This is a genomic window from Pseudomonas sp. FW305-25, assembly GCF_017351415.1.
GTDB lineage: Bacteria > Pseudomonadota > Gammaproteobacteria > Pseudomonadales > Pseudomonadaceae > Aquipseudomonas > Aquipseudomonas chlororaphis.
This window is the reverse complement of record NZ_JACNDE010000001.1, coordinates 99,616-116,623: the sequence shown is the minus strand read 5'-3', so window position 1 is coordinate 116,623 and position 17,008 is coordinate 99,616. Positions and strand designations below refer to the sequence as shown.

General features: G+C 62.5%; 14 protein-coding genes. 6 read left to right on the top strand and 8 right to left on the bottom strand.

Features of this window, described 5'->3' with window-relative positions; genetic code table 11:
- Window positions 1-95: 95 nt before the first annotated feature.
- Window positions 96-2,327, bottom strand: a complete 2,232-nt coding sequence (locus J4E58_RS00515; protein WP_087088777.1) for a DNA internalization-related competence protein ComEC/Rec2 — start codon at window positions 2,325-2,327, stop codon at window positions 96-98.
- Window positions 2,328-2,475: 148 nt separating this feature from the next.
- On the opposite strand from J4E58_RS00515, the gene J4E58_RS00510 reads away from it, so the two are divergent.
- Entirely contained in the window at window positions 2,476-2,991 is a 516-nt protein-coding gene (locus tag J4E58_RS00510; RefSeq protein ID WP_007931653.1) for a DUF2062 domain-containing protein, read from the top strand.
- Between the two features lie 48 nt (window positions 2,992-3,039).
- On the opposite strand, the gene J4E58_RS00505 is transcribed toward J4E58_RS00510, so the two are convergent.
- The 4 genes from J4E58_RS00505 to J4E58_RS00490 all read right to left on the bottom strand — a co-directional run bounded on the left by J4E58_RS00505 (window position 3,040) and on the right by J4E58_RS00490 (window position 6,206).
- Window positions 3,040-3,819, bottom strand: coding sequence for an ABC transporter permease (locus J4E58_RS00505; RefSeq protein WP_007931651.1), 780 nt, complete (start codon window positions 3,817-3,819; stop codon window positions 3,040-3,042).
- Window positions 3,816-4,748: an ABC transporter ATP-binding protein gene (locus tag J4E58_RS00500; protein ID WP_007931649.1), complete on the bottom strand. Its 933-nt coding sequence runs from the start codon at window positions 4,746-4,748 to the stop codon at window positions 3,816-3,818. Before J4E58_RS00500 ends, J4E58_RS00505 begins: the two co-directional genes overlap by 4 nt.
- A 132-nt stretch (window positions 4,749-4,880) precedes the next feature.
- Window positions 4,881-5,504: a glutathione S-transferase family protein gene (locus J4E58_RS00495; RefSeq protein ID WP_009042835.1), complete on the bottom strand. Its 624-nt coding sequence runs from the start codon at window positions 5,502-5,504 to the stop codon at window positions 4,881-4,883.
- A gap of 42 nt (window positions 5,505-5,546) precedes the next feature.
- The gene (locus tag J4E58_RS00490; RefSeq protein ID WP_007931646.1) at window positions 5,547-6,206 is read right to left on the bottom strand and encodes a transglutaminase family protein; all 660 of its coding nucleotides are present in this window, start codon (window positions 6,204-6,206) and stop codon (window positions 5,547-5,549) included.
- A 245-nt stretch (window positions 6,207-6,451) separates the two neighbouring features.
- Between J4E58_RS00490 and J4E58_RS00485 the strand changes: the two genes are divergently transcribed.
- Both J4E58_RS00485 and J4E58_RS00480 read left to right on the top strand, forming a co-directional pair.
- Entirely contained in the window at window positions 6,452-8,899 is a 2,448-nt protein-coding gene (locus tag J4E58_RS00485; RefSeq protein WP_087088779.1) for an acyl-CoA dehydrogenase, read from the top strand.
- Between the two features lie 84 nt (window positions 8,900-8,983).
- Window positions 8,984-9,391, top strand: coding sequence for a PA2817 family protein (locus J4E58_RS00480; protein ID WP_007931642.1), 408 nt, complete (start codon window positions 8,984-8,986; stop codon window positions 9,389-9,391).
- 73 nt (window positions 9,392-9,464) lie between these two features.
- Here J4E58_RS00480 and J4E58_RS00475 read toward each other — a convergent pair whose 3' ends face one another.
- The gene (locus tag J4E58_RS00475) at window positions 9,465-10,448 is read right to left on the bottom strand and encodes a LysR family transcriptional regulator (RefSeq protein WP_009042832.1); all 984 of its coding nucleotides are present in this window, start codon (window positions 10,446-10,448) and stop codon (window positions 9,465-9,467) included.
- A gap of 91 nt (window positions 10,449-10,539) precedes the next feature.
- On the opposite strand from J4E58_RS00475, the gene J4E58_RS00470 reads away from it, so the two are divergent.
- The 3 genes from J4E58_RS00470 (at window position 10,540) to J4E58_RS00460 (ending at window position 12,678) form a co-directional block, all read left to right on the top strand.
- Entirely contained in the window at window positions 10,540-11,166 is a 627-nt protein-coding gene (locus J4E58_RS00470; RefSeq protein ID WP_007931638.1) for a hypothetical protein, read from the top strand.
- Between the two features lie 101 nt (window positions 11,167-11,267).
- The gene (locus tag J4E58_RS00465) at window positions 11,268-12,038 is read left to right on the top strand and encodes a 2OG-Fe(II) oxygenase (RefSeq protein ID WP_087088781.1); all 771 of its coding nucleotides are present in this window, start codon (window positions 11,268-11,270) and stop codon (window positions 12,036-12,038) included.
- Window position 12,039: 1 nt separating this feature from the next.
- A complete protein-coding gene (locus J4E58_RS00460; protein WP_009042830.1) occupies window positions 12,040-12,678 on the top strand; it encodes a LysE family translocator in 639 nt (212 codons plus the stop codon).
- Window positions 12,679-12,757: 79 nt separating this feature from the next.
- Here the strand turns inward: J4E58_RS00460 and J4E58_RS00455 are convergent, their stop codons facing one another.
- The gene (locus J4E58_RS00455; RefSeq protein WP_087088783.1) at window positions 12,758-13,579 is read right to left on the bottom strand and encodes an alpha/beta hydrolase; all 822 of its coding nucleotides are present in this window, start codon (window positions 13,577-13,579) and stop codon (window positions 12,758-12,760) included.
- A 452-nt stretch (window positions 13,580-14,031) separates the two neighbouring features.
- Complete coding sequence (locus J4E58_RS00450; protein WP_087088785.1) at window positions 14,032-16,908, bottom strand: ATP-binding protein; 2,877 nt, start codon at window positions 16,906-16,908, stop codon at window positions 14,032-14,034.
- Window positions 16,909-17,008 lie beyond the last annotated feature (100 nt).

Below are 17,008 nucleotides of genomic sequence, written 5' to 3'. Positions count from 1 at the left end.
GTCCCCTCGAAAAAGTGCGCCACTCTAACATAGGGGCCGAATGCACCGAAGAACCTGATGTCGCATGCCTTCAGGCTTTAATAACTCTCGGTTATTTAAGGAGATAGTGGCCATTTGCGCCAAAAGCGTCGCTGCGCCCGCAGGCTCGTCGGTTCGGTGTAAGTGCCCAGCATCAGCCGCAGCGCTCCCTGCTCCGCACTGTCGTAAATGGCGGTCCCTTGCTGGCGATAACGTTCGACGACCTGCGGGTGCGGATGCCCAAACCCATTGCCGTGCCCACGGGAGATCAGCACCGCCGAAGGTGCAAGGGCCTTGAGCAGGGCCGCGGACGACGAGCTGCGACTGCCGTGGTGCGGCGCCTGCAACCAGTGGGTCTCGACGGCCAGCGGGGTATCCAGCAAGGCGCGTTCGGCCAGGGCATCGATATCCCCCGTCAGCAGCAAACGCTCGCCTTGGGCCTCGACCTGCATCACGCAGGACTTCTGGTTACCGTTCTGCGCACCTGCCCATTGCCACAGGGAAAAACGCACCCCGTCCCATTGCCACTCCTCGCCGCTGGCGCAAGGCTCTGCCGGTAAATAGGCCGGCAAACCCTCGGGATCGCCGCTGACCAGCCTGGCCACCGGCAAGCCTCGCTGAATGGCCTCGGCGCCACCGGCATGATCGGCATCGGCGTGGCTGAGCAGCATCAGGTCGAGGCGCGCGACGCCCAGCTTGCGCAAGGACGGCAGCACTACCCGCGCGCCCAGGTCGGAGTCCCCCAAACGCGGACCGGCGTCATACAGCATCGCGTGCTCGCGAGTCCGTACCAGCACCGCCAGGCCCTGCCCGACATCCAGTTGCCAGACTTCCGCCTCGCCATATGGCAGCGTGTTTTTCGGCGGGAACACCACCAACAGCAGCATCGGCCAGCCCAAGGGACGTAGCGGCACGCCCGCAGGCAGCAACAGCAGCAAGGCTCCCAGCGCGCTGATGCTCCAGGCCCAGAGCGGTATGGCCGGCGCTACCCACGCCGGCCACTGGGCAGCCAGCAGGGTCAGGCCGCGAAACAGCAGGTCCAGCAAACCACCGGCCAGCCAGAGCAAGCCTTCGCCCAGGTAAGGCACCGCCAGCAATAAGGTGCCGAGCAACGCCGGCGGCAGCACCAGCAGGCTGATCCAGGGTTCCGCCAGCAGATTGGCCAGCGGCCCGCTGAGACTGATGGGCAACCCCAGCGCCAGCAGCACCGGGCACAGGCCGATGGCGATCAACCATTGAATACGGGTCCAGGACTGCCACCAGCGCCAGCCTCCCAGGCGCCCGCCAAAGATCAGGATCAATACCGCCACCGCGGTAAAGGACAGCCAGAACCCCGGCTGCAGACTGGCCAGCGGCTCGAACAGCAACACCGCATCCAATGCCAGCAGGAACGGCCACCAGGCGCCCAGGTGGCGAAAGCGCAGGCGCCAGATCAGCACCAGGGCCACCATCACACAGGCACGGCGCACCGGCACATCGAACCCCGCCAGCAACCCGTACCCCAGGGCCGAGGCGAATGCCAGCCCGCAGGCCCAGGGCAGCCAGGGCCAGCGTCCGGGCCACAGGCCGTAACGGGCCAGCCCCGCCACCAGGGCGTACATCACCGCAGCCAGCAAGCTGATGTGCTGCCCGGAAATCACCATCAGGTGCACGGTCCCGGTGTCTTGCAAGACACGCCAGTCTTCCTGGCTCAAGCCCGAACCATCGCCCAGCACCAGGGCCGCCAGGCCGCCGGCGCGCCCGTGGGCATCGACTTGCAGCAAGCGCTGGCGAATGCGCGCGCGCCAGCCGCCCTCCGCGGCAACCAGCAGTTGCCCATCCTTGACCGTGCCCGTGGCGCCGATGCGCTGGGCCAGCAGCCAGGCCTCGTGATCGAAGGCTTGCAGATTGACCAGGCCGGCAGGTCGCTTGAGCTTCACCGCCAGGCGCCAGCGTTCGCCGCTGTGCACCGGCGGCCCGCCATACCAGGCCAGGCGCAGGCGTTGCGGGATCCGGCCGCGCCGCGCCCGCCCGTCTTCCAGCTCAAAACGCACCAGCCCCTCGGCCTGCTGCGGCAACCCCACCACTCGACCTTCGAGCCAGCGAGTCTGCCCGTCGAGCGGTTCCGCCAAACGATCATCCAGCGCCCATTGCGCGCTGATGCAGGCCCACGCCAGGCCCAACAGAAAAAGGGCCAATGGATAGGTGCGAAACGGCAACAGCATCAAGGCCACTACCGGTAGCACTGCCAACCATCCGATCGCTGGTAGCGCCGGCAAAAAGCGCAGGCACAAAAGCCCCGCCGCCAACGCCAGCATCCCTGTGCGCATAAGCCCGTCCTTGAGCAGTTTTTGAGTGTTGTCACTCCTTGGCTTAGCTCAGCGGACCGGGGGCCGGCTTTATCATTTGTCACAAAGTCTGAATGGGCGCCTTCTAGAATCCGGGCATACTTGCCGCTTGAACTGACCGAGAAGCCTTATGCCCCGGCGCCTATTCAAACGTTACATGCCAGATCCGACCAGCATCAGGGAACACAAGTCCTTACGCTTTCTTGGCACGTTGCTGCATGACCCCAACCTCTGGCACCTCAATCGGCACTCCGTGGCGCGCGCCATGGCGGTCGGTTTGTTCGCGGCCTTTATGCCGATCCCGGCGCAAATGCTGCTGGCAGCCGTGCTGGCCATTTCCGTGCGCGGCAACATGCCAATTGCCGTGAGCCTGGTCTGGCTGACCAATCCGATCACCATGCCACCGGTGTTCTTCTGCACCTATCAGATCGGTGCCTGGTTGATGAACGTACCCGCCCGGACCCTGCCCGACGAGCTGACCTGGGAATGGATCAGCGGCGAACTCTCGACCCTCTGGCAACCCTTCCTGCTGGGCTCGCTGGTGGCCGGCCTGGTGCTGGGCGCCCTCGCCTATTGCCTGACCATGCTGTACTGGCGCTGGTGGGTCAGCCGGCAATGGCGCCGCCGCAAGCAGAGCCGGCTGTAGAAACGCAAACGGCCTCCCGAGGGAGGCCGTTGTCGTTTCTGCGCGGGCTTACTGGCGCATGCCGCGACCGCTGACCAGCAGGCGGGCACAACCGAAGTACAGGACCACGGTCGCCACCAGCATGAAGGTAATGGCCACGCTGATCTGGATATCGGAAACCCCGAGGATGCCGAAACGGAAGGCGTTGACCATATGCAGCACCGGGTTGGCCAGCGACACCGTCTGCCAGAACGGTGGCAGCAGGGTGATGGAGTAGAACACCCCGCCCAGGTAGGTCAGCGGGGTCAGCACGAAGGTCGGGATGATCGAGATATCGTCGAAATTGCGCGCGAACACTGCGTTGATAAAGCCCAACAGGGAAAAGATCGTCGCGGTGAGGACCACCACCAGCAAGGTGATGCCCAGGTGATGCACCTGGAGGTGGGTGAAGAACAGCGACAGCAGCGTCACGATCACGCCCACCGCCAGCCCCCGCAGGACACCGCCCAGGGTGTAGCCGATGAGGATGGTGTGCGGCGACACCGGCGACACCATCAACTCCTCGATGGAGCGCTGGAACTTGCTGCCGAAGAAGCTCGAGACCACGTTGCCGTAGGAGTTGGTGATCACCGACATCATGATCAGGCCCGGCACGATGTACTCCATGTAGGTGAAACCACCCATGTCGCCGATCTGCCGACCGATCAGGTTACCGAAGATCACGAAGTACAGAACCATGGTGATCGCCGGCGGCAGCAGGGTCTGCGGCCAGATCCGGGTAAAACGCCGGACTTCGCGATAGACGATAGTGTTGAGCGCGACAAGGTTGGGCCGTAGCTCGGAACTCATACCGCCACCTTCGACAGGTTTTTCTCCACCAGGGACACGAACAGCTCCTCAAGGCGATTGGTTTTGTTACGCAGGCTCAGCACTTCGATGTTCTGCTGGGCCAACTGGCTGAACAGCGCGGTGATACCCACGGCTTTGTCGACCTGGACTTCCAGGGTGTGGCTGTCCAGCAGTTTGCTTGGATAACCGATCAGTTGCGGCGCCACCTTCAGGTCGGTCTTCAGGTCGAGCAGGAAGGTTTCCACATGCAGCTGGCTCAGCAGCTGGCGCATGCTGGTGTTCTCGACGATGGTGCCGTGGTCGATGATGCCGATATTGCGGCACAGCTGCTCAGCCTCCTCCAGGTAATGGGTGGTGAGGATGATGGTGATGCCTTTCTGGTTCAGTTCGGTGAGGAAGGTCCACATCGAACGCCGCAGCTCGATGTCCACGCCGGCAGTCGGTTCGTCGAGGATCAACAGGCGCGGCTCGTGCACCAGGGCGCGGGCAATCATCAGGCGGCGCTTCATGCCGCCGGACAGCGAGCGCGACGGCACATCGCGCTTGTCCCACAAGCCGAGCTGGGTCAGGTACTGCTCGGCCCGCTCCTTGGCGACCTTGGTCGGGATACCGTAGTAACCGGCCTGGGTCACCACGATGTCGAAGGTCTTCTCGAACTGGTTGAAGTTGAATTCCTGTGGCACCACGCCGATGCAGCGCTTGAGCGCGGCGGGCTCGCGGTCCAGGTCATGGCCGAAGACATTCACCGTGCCGCTGGTCTTGTTGACCAGGGTCGAGAGGATGCCGATGGTGGTGGATTTGCCGGCACCGTTAGGGCCGAGCAAGGCGAAGAAGTCACCTTCGGCGACATCCAGATCGATACCACTCAGGGCCTGGAAACCGTTGCCGTAGGTTTTGGTTAGCTGCCGGATGGACAGAGCGGAACTCATATCGGATTTACGCACCAAGAAGGGAGAACATTATAGGTAAGGGCGGACCGCCTGCATTGCAACGGCGCCGGATACACCCAATGGTGCTTGCCGACGCCGCACAAGTACAGTCACCCGTATTGATAGTCAGTATTAAGTCAACGCAGTCATCACCGCCTTGCGGTAGGCCGGACGCTGTTGCAGGCGAGCGTACCAGGCTTGCAGATTAGACAATTGCGGGCGTTCGATGGGCATTTCGAACCAGGCATAAATGAAGCTGCCCAGAGGGATATCGCCGATGCCGATTTCCTCGCCGGACAGGTAGGGATGTTCGGCCAGGGCCTGGTCGACCACGGCCAGCAGTTCGCCGCAACTGTTCAGCGCAGCATTGATCTTGTCCCAGTCCTGCTGCTGTGCCGGCGTGCGCAGCACACCCCAGAACAGGTGCCGGAAGGGTTCGGCGAAGGTCGAAGTGGTCCAGTCCATCCACTTCTCGGCCGAGGCTCGCGCCTGTACATCGCTCGGGTACCAGGCCGTACCGGCGGCATGGCGCGCGGCGAGATAACGCACGATGGTGTTGGACTCCCACAGCACAAAGCCGTCGTCCTCGATCAGCGGAATCCGCCCATTGGGATTCATCGCCCGATATTCCGGGGTATCCACCACACCGAAGGCACCACCGGCATCCACCGCCTCGTAGGTCAGCCCGAGCTCTTCGGCGCACCACAATGCTTTCCTGACATTCGACGAGTTTTTCCGACCCCAGATCTTCAGCATGACCGCTCCTCAGTGATGAATGCCGAGGCAGTCTACGCCGGATCAGACCTGACTCAAATCACTCTGCATGTCGCCCAGCAGCAACGGCATCTGCTCGGCGAACAGATGCGGATAACACTTTTCCAGGTGTTTGAAGAAGAAGGTCTCGGGGACGTCGGCGAATTGTCCGTGGTCCAGCACGTATTCCATCATCTGCTCGCCCTGGCGGTTGAAGGGGTGGAATACGCTGTCGTGGCGGCCATCGAACTCCAGGGGCGCCACATCGTACATCTCGCAGAGTTTCCGGTTGAACGCCGGCGTGGCCTTGACCCAGCGTCCTTGCAGGTACAGCTCGGTATAGCCGTGCATGGCAAACACATCACTGCGCAGCAACTCCAGCAAACGCGGGGTCGACAAGTGATTGCGCACGTCCGCCAGGCCGATCCGCGCGGCGATCCCGCAATGCCGCGCGCAGCCGGCAAGCAGGGTGGCCTTGGGCACGCAGTAACTTTCGCCGGTAGCCAGGGCATGGCTGCCACGCAGGGTCTCGGGGTCGCGACTGAAGGTGTAGGGGTTGTAGCGCACGGCCTCGCGCACCGCGTAATAGAGGTTCACCGCCTGCTCCAACGGATCGCTGCTGGCGCCACGATGAGTTTCCGCGAACTCCACCACCGCGGGGTGGTCACTATCGATGAAGCGGCTGGGACTCAGGTACTCGTGCATGGGGATGATCTCCGAGTGAAGTCCCGAGTCTAACGACGGCCTCATCCCAGCGATAACGACGTTTCGGCCAAATATCAGAGGCTGCCGCTTCGAGCCTGACAAGATCGACACGCTGCTGACCCGATGCCTGACGTCTGCGTCCGCTTCTTCTTGCCGCTGCAAGCGCACTGCCCTGTCACCCCTTTTGTCGGATGCCGACTAAGCTCTGTGGGTGATTTTGCCCCTGGTTTCACGGAGGATTAAATATGCTGTTGTTGTGGATACTGGTTCTGCTGGTCGGTATTGCCTACCTGGCCCACCGCCGCATTGCGCCCCTGCCCGCCCTGGGTGTGGTGGCCGTCTACCTGCTGGCCATGGGCGCCTTCAGCCGTGCACCGGGCTGGTTGCTGCTGATCTTCTGGGTATTGCTGGCCGCGGTGGCAGCGCCCTTGCTACTGCCCGACCTGCGCCGCAAGTACTTCAGCGCCCCGCTGTTCAGTTGGTTCCAGAAAGTCCTGCCACCGATGTCGCAAACCGAACGCGACGCCATCGATGCCGGCACGGTCTGGTGGGACGGTGAACTGTTCAGCGGCCGTCCGGACTGGGACAAGCTGCTGGCCTACCCGAAAGCGCAACTGAGCGAAGAGGAACAGGCCTTCATCGACGGCCCCACCGAAGAGCTGTGCGCCATGGTCAGCGACTGGCAGATCGGCCAGTCCATGGACCTGCCGCCTGCGGCCTGGGAGCACATCAAGCAACACGGTTTCTTTGCCCTGATCATCCCCAAGGAGTTCGGTGGCAAGGGCTTCTCCGCCTATGCCCACTCACAGGTGGCGATGAAACTGGCGACCCGCAGCGGCGACCTGGCGTCCACCGTGATGGTCCCCAACTCCCTCGGCCCGGCCGAATTGCTGCTGCATTACGGCACCGACGAACAGCGTAATCACTACCTGCCGCGGCTGGCCCGTGGCGACGATATCCCCTGTTTCGCCCTCACCGGCCCGCTGGCCGGCTCCGACGCCGGCGCCATGCCCGATACCGGGGTGATCTGCAAAGGCCAATGGCAAGGCGAGGAAACCCTCGGCCTGCGCCTGAACTGGGAAAAGCGCTACATCACCCTGGGCCCGGTCGCCACCCTCCTCGGCCTGGCCTTCAAGGCCTACGACCCGGACCATCTGCTGGGTGACGATGAAGACCTGGGGATCAGCCTGGCGCTGATTCCGACCGACACCCCCGGCGTGGAGATCGGCCGTCGCCACCTGCCGCTCGGCGCTGCCTTCATGAACGGTCCGAACTCCGGCAAGGACGTGTTCATTCCCCTGGACTTCCTTATCGGCGGCCAGGAAATGCTCGGCAAGGGCTGGATGATGCTGATGAACTGCCTGTCGGTCGGCCGCTCCATTTCCCTGCCGGCCGTCGGCACTGGCGCGGCCAAGTTCACCAGCCTGGTGACCGGCCAGTATGCCCAGGTGCGTGAGCAGTTCAACGTCCCGCTCAACGCCTTCGAAGGCATCCAGGAAGCCCTGGCCCGCATCGGCGGCAACGCCTGGCTGATGGACAGCGCGCGCATGCTCACGGCCAATGCGGTCGACCTGGGGGAAAAGCCTTCGGTGCTGTCGGCGATTCTCAAGTACCACCTGACCGAGCGCGGCCGCGAGTGCATCGGCCACGCGATGGACGTGCACGGCGGCAAGGCCATCATCATGGGCCCGAACAACTACCTGGGCCGCAGTTGGCAAGGCGCGCCGATCTTCATCACCGTGGAAGGCGCGAACATTCTCTCGCGCAACCTGATGATCTTCGGCCAGGGCGCCATTCGCTGCCATCCGTTCGTGCTCAAGGAAATGGCCCTGGCCGGTCGCGAAGACCACGATCAGGCGCTGGTCGAATTCGACGGCCTGCTGCTCAAGCACATCGGTTTTGCCGTGGGCAACGCAGCCAGCACCCTGGTGCTGAACCTGGGCCTGGGGCACTTCGAACAGGCGCCGGGGGACAAGCTCAGCCAGGGTTACTTCCGCGCCCTCAACCGACAGGCCGCGGCCTTCTCCATGCTGGCCGACCTGAGCATGATGCTGCTGGGCGGCGAGCTGAAGCGTCGCGAACGCCTGTCGGCACGCCTCGGCGATGTGCTCAGCCACATGTACCTCGCCTCCGCCGCACTCAAGCGCTACCACGACCTGGATTCGCCGGAGCATCTGCGGCCGCTGTTCACCTGGGCCCTGGAAGAAAGCCTCGGCCAGTCGGAACGAGCCCTGGACGAACTGCTCGAGAACTTCCCGAACCGGGTGCTGGGTTGCCTGCTGCGGGTGGTGGTATTCCCGTTCGGCCGCCGTCACAAAGGTCCGTCCGACCAGCTGGACGCCGAGGTCGCCGCAATCATCGGCCGGGCCAAGGGCGACCCGACCCTGGAAGAGCTGCTGGCCGGCTGCTACCGCCCACAATCGACGCAAGACCCTGTCGGCGCCCTGCAACACGCCTTCGACTTGTTGAGCGCCAGTCACCCGCTGCAGAAAAAACTGCACGAGGCGCTGAAAAGTGGCCAGGTCAAACCGGTGGCCGGTGAACATGCCATCGACGCCGCGCTGGAGGCCGGCGTGTTGCAACCGGTGGAAGCCCAGACCCTGCGCGAGGCTGAAGCCGCCCGCCGCAAAGTCATCGATGTCGATGATTTTGCCAAGGAAGAGCTGACCCTGAGCGAAGGGAAAACCCGCTAAGGCGCAGGACCGTCAGGCGGATTATGAAACCGGGCGCGGGAGCTATATACTCCCGCGCCCGTTTTGCTGTTGAGGACTCATGTCATGTCCAACGTCGTCGCCGATCATCTCGTCCTGCTCGACCATTTGCGCAGTATCCTGGTCGCCGTAGGTGAAGCCGAGCAGGTTCCCGAAGAAAGCCATGCCTTGTTCCTGGAACGCTTCGACGAACTGCGCGCCTCGCTGCCGATCGACCCGATCGAAAGCCAGTACCTGGGCCAGGATCTGCTGTGCCAGGTGATGCAGCGTTATCCACAGGTCGCCCATCTGGTACCGCGCGACCTGCTGTGGTTCTTTGCTGGGGATTGCCTGCACTACATGCCCGACGAGGAAATCGACCTGTACCAGGCGCTCGAAGAGCGTCGCTACGAGGCCGAGCAGAATGATGAACCGTTCGACTGGAACCAGGAAAAGCAACTGCTGGCGCTCTCCGCCCAGGACAGCAAGCACTGAGTCCGGCCCGGACACTACAAAGGCCCGCACGGTTGAACCGGCGGGCCTTTTTTTCTACCCATGAGTGGCTGGCTCAACCCGCGCCATCGCCTTCGGGCTGTTCGTAGCCTTTCGCCTCCTGCTTGCCCTGCCGGCTCAAGGTCGGCTCCTTGGCCAGGCACTCCACCAGGTAATCGATGAATACCCGCAGCTTCGGCGGCAGGTAACGGGTTGGCGAATGCAACAGCCAGGCACCGCCATGGTAGGAAGCGAGAAACGTCCAGTCCGGTAGAACCTGCACCAGCAAGCCCTGCTCCAGGGCATGCCGCGCGGTGAAGTACGGCAAGCTGCCGATGCCGATATGCTCCAGCACCGCCCCCAGCCGTACCCCGGTGTGATTGGCCGCATAACGCCCACGCACGCCAACCGTCACCGACTTGCTGCCCTTCTTGAACTTCCAGCGCGCATCGCTGGGGGTTTCACCCAGGTAAATGCAACTGTGGTTGAGCAGATCGTGGGGATGGCTCGGCGTCCCGTGCTCGGCCAGGTACTGCGGCGTGGCGCACAGCATATGATCGATGGTCAGCAACTGGCGCCCGACCAGCCCCGCCGGCGGCCGATCGGTGATGCGGATGGCCAGGTCCACGTTGTCGTCGATCAGGTCGATGTTGCGATCTTCCAATAACAGCTCGACATCGACCTTGGGGTAACGCCGCAGAAACTCAGGCATGTACGGATGCACGACAAAACGCCCCACGGCCTTGGGCACGCTGACCCGCACCAGCCCTTCGGCCTCGTGGGTGAACTGACCGCTGATTTCCATCACCGACTTGGCGGCGCTGACCATCTCGCTGCAGCGCTTGAACACCTCCTCGCCCCCTTCGCTCAAGCGCAACTTGCGCGTGGTGCGTTGCAGCAAGCGAGTCGCCAGCGCCTTCTCCAGACGGGAAATGCTGCGACTCACCGCCGAGGGTGACGAACCCAACTGGCGGGCGGCTTCGGAGAAGCTGCCGACCTCGACGACCTTGACGAAAATCGCCATTTCGCCCAGCAGCGGAAGGGGGAGATTTATGCTCACAGCACAACAGTCCTTTGAGGTTTGAACGGATTATCACGCAATTCCGCCGCGCCATATAATTAAAAAAGGTATTTTAATAAGGGCACGGAATATGACGCTTCGCCTCTTTTTTCATAATGATGAACTCAAGGCCAACGTTGAAGTGCTCGAATGCACCCCGCAGGACAACGAATTCGCGGTGATCCTGCGTGCCACGATCTTTCATCCCCAAGGCGGCGGCCAACCCTGCGACACCGGCTGGATCGGCGAAAGCCAGGTGTTGCGCGTGGTCCAGGAACCCGAGCGAATCATTCATTACGTCAGCCAGCCGGTGCAACCGGGCATGGTCCAGGTCCAGGTCGATGAACAGCGCCGCCAGTTCAATACCCGCATGCACTCGGCCGGGCACCTGATCGGTCATTTCGGCGAAACCCGCGGCTGGGTCCCGGTCAAGGCCCATCACTGGCCTGGTGAGGGCCGCGTGTCTTTCAAGCCCGGGGACAGCCCGCAGGAACTCGACGTCGACAGCCTGCAGAGTGGCATCGATCACTGGATTGCCGCCGACCTGCCGCGCCTGGTCTCGCTGCGTGAAGGCTCGCGGGAAATCGGTTTCGGCGAGCTTCCCGCCTATGGCTGCGGGGGGACCCATGTGAAGCGCCTGAAGGAATTGGGCAACGTCACTATCGCCTCCCTCTCGCAGAAGAAAGGAATGCTTTCGGTTCACTACCACGTGGACTGATTCATCGGCGGTGTCGCCTTGCACATCACGCGACGCATCGCCTGACACAGGGGAAACCCGCGTGCGCGGGTTCGACGATTATCGGATAGAGGGATCTGCAGATGATGCTTGACGTCGAGCGTCTCGATGAGACGTGCATAAAGAAACTGGCCCAGGAACAAGTGCTCGCCCTGCGCATCAAGAATTTCCTGCCGCACACCCAGGCGATCCAGCTGGGTAACAAGATTCTCGCTCCCGGCTTCGAGGGCTACATCAACGCCCCCAGCATCGGGCGGATCGGCATGGCGTTTTATGAGGCGGAAAACCAGCCGCTGCTGATCGAAGACTATTTCGAACGCGCCACCGCCAACATCGCCGAACTGCGCACGCGTTGCGCACCCTATGCGTCTCCCGTCGACACCCTGCGCTGCATGCTCGACGAGTCCTGGCCGGCCGGCGCCCACCTGGAAAACCTGTACGGGCGCAAGATGTACGTTGGCCTGTCGCGGGTGGTGAAACCCGGGGTGTGCTTCCTTGCCCATCACGACATTTTCGCCAAGGACGCCCCCGACAGCTTCCAGGCCCACAGCCTGGAGGCGCAGTTCGCCTGCAACCTCTACCTGAACATGCCTGACGCGGGTGGCGCCCTGCAGATGTGGAATCACGATATTTCCCCGGACCAGTTCGACGACATGCGCGGCGACAGCTACGGCATCGAGCCCGCCCTGCTCGGCACACCCTCGCTGGAGATCCGCCCGGAGCCCGGAGATTTCATCATGTTCAACTCAAGGCGCATGCACGCAGTCACCCCGGGGGTGGCCAACCCGCGCCTGAGCCTTTCCTTTTTTGTCGGCTATCGCGGCAGCTCGTCCCCCCTGACCTTCTGGAGTTGAAATGCTTTCCAACTATCTAGGCGAATTCCTGGCCCTGGCGACCATCCACTTTCTCGCCGTGGTGGCTCCCGGGCCTGACTTTGCCGTGACCATCCGCCAGAGCGTGCGCTTTGGCCGGGTGGTCGGGCTGTGCACGGCCATCGGCATCGGTGCGGGGATTTCCGTGCATGTGCTGTACACCCTGCTGGGGGTCGGTGCGCTGATGCATACCACGCCATGGCTGCTGAACGTGGCCAAGGTGGTAGGTGGCGCCTACATTCTTTATCTCGGGGTCAGCCTGTTGCGCAGCAAACCCAAGACATCAATCGAGGGCAGCGACACGAACAACGATCAGGTGCAGCGGCAGACCTTGCCCAAGGCCTTCATGACCGGTTTCCTGACCAACGCCACCAACCCCAAGGCCACGCTGTTCTTCCTGGCGATTTTCACCACGGTGATCAGCGCCACCACGCCCCTCAAGGTGCAGGCGCTCTACGGTGTATGGATGTGTTGTGTGAACGCGCTGTGGTTCGTGATCGTCGCGCTGTTCTTTTCCAGCCCGCGGGTGCGCTTGCTGTTCATGCGCATGGGCCACTGGTTCGAGCGAACCATGGGAGTGATCCTGATTCTGTTCGCCGGACGCCTGATCCTGTCGATGTAAGCCGCATCCCAACGCCCTGCTCAAGCGAGCCGCCAGCAACTGACGGCTCGACACAGGCTTGCTCAGTTCCGATCCAAGATCAGCTGACGGATGACAAGGCCTGAAGCAAGATTCCCTGCGGTTTTGCCATTTCGTCCAGGACTGAAAAGTGCGTGCAGCCCGGCACGTGAATCAGCTGCACAGACTCTCCTCGGGCCAACGCTTGCTTGGCGTATTCATCAGACTGGCGGACCAGTTCCGACAGTTCGTCGGCACCTACCGCCACCCATGTATGGGCGCCCTTGCCAATATGGTGCAGCGGGCTATAGGCATTGATCTCCGCTTCCGAGAGACTCAGTTTCTGGTTGAGCCACGACAGGCTTATGGGTTCCAGGTCGACCAATGCGCTGATCGCCAGGACATCGGTCACCCATGGGTACGAACGGAACTGGATCGCCAGGTGGCCACCTGCCGAGTGCCCGCTCAGGACCACCTTGTGCCCCGCAATACCCAGGTGATCAACGTCGGCCTGGAGATGCTCGAGCAGGCTGCCAATCTCGCTGACGATCTGTGTCATCGAGGCTTGCGGCGCGAGCGTATATTCGGCCAGGACGACGTTGAACCCCGCAGCCAGGGGACCGGCGGCGATGAAGGCGAAATCTTCCTTGCTGCAATTCTGCCAATACCCGCCATGGATGAAGATGAACGTCGGGGCGTCGGCTTTGCCACAGGGCAACCAGTCATAACGCTGCCTGGAGCCGGTGCCGTAAGGCAGATCGAGCCGGCCGGCCACAGAGGCGTAGAAACTGGCGCTACGCGCCTGCAAATCCGAGTAGATACCGGGGAAATCCGGCACTGCCTCGGTGTTGTTATACGCCGCGTCGAGCTGGGCTTGATTCATGTCGCGATAGAGAATGGTCATGGTCATCTCCGATGGAAGGAATGTTTAAAAGGGCTTGGTCAGCGGCCTGCGATTGGTGCGGACGTGTCCGTCATCGGGCAGGAAGGTTTCAGGGGAGCGGCTTCGCTGTCCACGGCTGCTCTCTGTGAGAGGAATGCCACGCGTGGTTGGGGACTGTAGGCAGGGTGGTGTGCGGAACGCGGCTCGAATGCGCTAAAGAGTGAGTGGAGCCCAGGTCAGACGTAAATCAGCCGAATCTTAAATTTCTCTAGGATTTATCTTGCCATGGCCGCCCTGGGTGAACGGCGCAACGGCATATCAACGTGAAGCGGGGAGATATTCAGGCGGGGGCCATGCAGGCCAGAGCGATGCTGGGAAAGCCGGCGCTGAGTACGTCCGGCCCGCTCAGTCAGCGCCGCGATTGTCCGGGATGGGATGTCCGGCATGCTGTCCTGGCGAGCGGTTCGTCGCGCTCAAGCCCGCGCAGGGGCTCGTTGAGTATTCTCCAGAGCCTGCCTCAGTACCTGCTGGGTCAGGGGCTTGAACACCACCTCATCCATCCCGGCGGCCAGGCAGCGCTGGATTTCCGCGTCCTCGGCACTGGCGGTCGCCCCCAGGATCCAGCAGCGTCGGCGCCCCTCCTCGCGCTCCATCTGGCGGATGCGCACGGTCAAGTCATAGCCGCCCAGGCGTGGCATCTGGCTGTCGGTGATCAACACATCGTACTCGGCGGCCAGCCAGGCTTCCCACGCCGCCTGCCCATCCTCGACCAGCGTCACGCGATGCCCCAGAACCAGCAATTGCTCTTCCAGCGTCAGCCGGCTGAACGCATTGTCCTCAGCAACGAGGATATTCAGCGAAAGCTGCTCCGTGCTCGCCTGCGGTACTTCTGCCGCGGCTTCGGCAGGCGCCTCGGCCAGAGGCAGTTGCAGGGTCACGCTGAAGCAGGAGCCTATATCCGGTTCGCTGCTCAGGACGATAGTGCCGCCCATGAGTTCGACCAGCCGCCGGGTGATATTCAGCCCCAGCCCACTGCCAAAGGTTTGCCCGGCCTGAGCCGAACTGACCTGGGAGAATGGCTGGAACAATCTGGCCTGATCCTGCTCCGAGATACCGATACCGCTGTCGATGACCTCCAGCAACAGGTGCAGATGTTCTGCCTCCCGGCTGCCCGAGGCATGCAGCGTCACCCGACCGCGCTCGGTGAACTTGATGGCATTGCTCAGCAGGTTGAACAGCACCTGTTTCAAATGCAGCGGGTCGATCAGCACCCATTGCTCCATGTCGCCGGTGAACCGCATCTCGAACGCCAGCTGCTTCTGTCGCGCCATGCCAACCACCAGGGGCGCGATCGCTTCGATCTGGGCCTTGATCAGCACCGCCTCGGGCGCCGAGTCGATCATCCCCGACTCGATCCGGTTCAGGTCGAGCACATTGCCGAGCAACAGCAGCAGCCCCTGTGCCGCCTCCTGCGCGACGACCAGCGACGCCAGGTCCAGCTCGCCCCGTTCGGCCTTCTGCTGCACCACTTCCTGCAGGCCGATGATGGCGTTCAGCGGGGTACGGATCTCATGGCTCATGGTGGACAAAAAGATGCTCTTGGCCTCGTTGGCCGCTTCGGCCTTCTCCCGCGCCAGCGCCAGCTCGCCTTCGGCCTGGCGGGTCTTGCGCACCTGCCGGGTCAGGTAGAAACCCCAGATCAGCGACAACAGGACCAGCAAGCCGAAGACACCGCCAAGCCGGAGGATATTGCTGCGATGATCCCGCCAGAAATGGCTGCCCAAGGTAGAAATACGCGGCTCCCACTGCTCCACGATGTCCGCCACTTCCTCCGGGGTGATCGCCACCTGGGCCTTCTCCAGGATGCTGCGCAGCTCTTCCTGCCCCTTCAGCACCCCAAGGCTGACCGGTCGGGAGAACTCGTCGAGAATGCCGATTACGCGCAAGCGGTTGTTGAAACGCTGGGCGGACAGGAAACGACCGGTGTAGTCACTGCCGATGAACGCGTCGCTACGCCCGTCGTCGACACTGCGCATGGCCTCCAGAAAGTTGGGATAGATCTGTAAGCGGATATCCGGATAGTTCTGCTGAATGACCTGATTGACGAAATAACCCGGGACGCTGGCCAGGCGCTTGCCTTGCAGGTCATTCAGGCTATGGAAAGGACTGCCCTGGGTACGGGCTGCCTTGGGTCCGGCCATCAGTACCACCGAGCTCCTCAGATAAGGAAGAAGGATATCCATATAGGCCTCGGTGTCGGTGTCGGCAGACGTAACCGAGGTCATCAGGGTCTTGCCCTCGGTTATCTGCGCGTTCATCTCGGCATAGTTCTGCGCGCGGACAGGGCGGAACGTCAGGCCGCTACGCTGGCTGAGCAACTTGAGATAGTCGGGGCCGATACCCCGCACCTGCCCACCGTTGTCCAATTGTCCCAGGGCGCCGAGAGAGTCATGGACAGTCACCGGGATTTCCGGATGGGCGTCCAGCCAACGGTTTTCGGCGGGCGTCAGCGTCACGCGCTGCTGAGTCAGGCGCAGGCTGCTCCCCGCACTCCAATTGCGCAGAATACTTTCGCTATGGCGTGAGCGAATGGTCGGAAGGGCTCGTTCGATCACGGCATGCAGGCGGGTATCGGTGGCACGCACCAGGAAGCCGAAAGCACGGCTTTCCACCGGCGCGAAGTTTTCGATGTGCAGGTCCAGCAGGTAGTTGATGTTGATCAGATAGTGGGCCGATACCGCATCATCGATCACCCCATCGACCTCTCCCAGGCTCAACGCCTCGAGCGCGCGCAGCGGCGAGGCGAATGGCAGGATCTGGCTGTACGGATAAACCGCGGAGACCTTTTCCTCGACACGGTAGCCGGCAAACACCCCCAGCCGGGTGCCGCTTGCTTGTGGGTCGAAAGGACGGCCTTCGGCGGTTACCAGCACCGGTTGGTTCGGTTCATAGGCCTGGGTCAGGAGCAGACCGTTATCCTCGGCATCCATCGCGGAGCCACCGCCAACCAGGTCAATCTCACCATTGTGCAGCGCGTCCAGCGCCGCCTGCCTGGAAGGGAATTGACGGACCTTGGGGGGGATCTCGAACAACAGGGCGAGGTAATCCGCGGTGATGCCCTGGAAACGATTGACGTCAAGCATGCCCAGCGGCGGATAGTCGGGCAATGCCACTCCGATCGTGAGTGGGCCTCTGCTTGCCAGCCACTGCCGGTCTACTTCACTCAGCCATGGCCGGCTGGTCACTGCCACCCTTGAGACGAGGGAAATATCGGGCTCCTGTGCGACCAGGGCGGGTGAAAGAACAAGTAACAGGCAGAGAGCGACCATCCGACAACACGCTGGAATCATGGAATACCTTCCTGGAAATCGAACCCCGGCAACCTGCGCAAATGGGCCGTTGTCCCACGAGCAATAGCGTCACCCTCTTATGGAGAGTGCCGCTTTGATC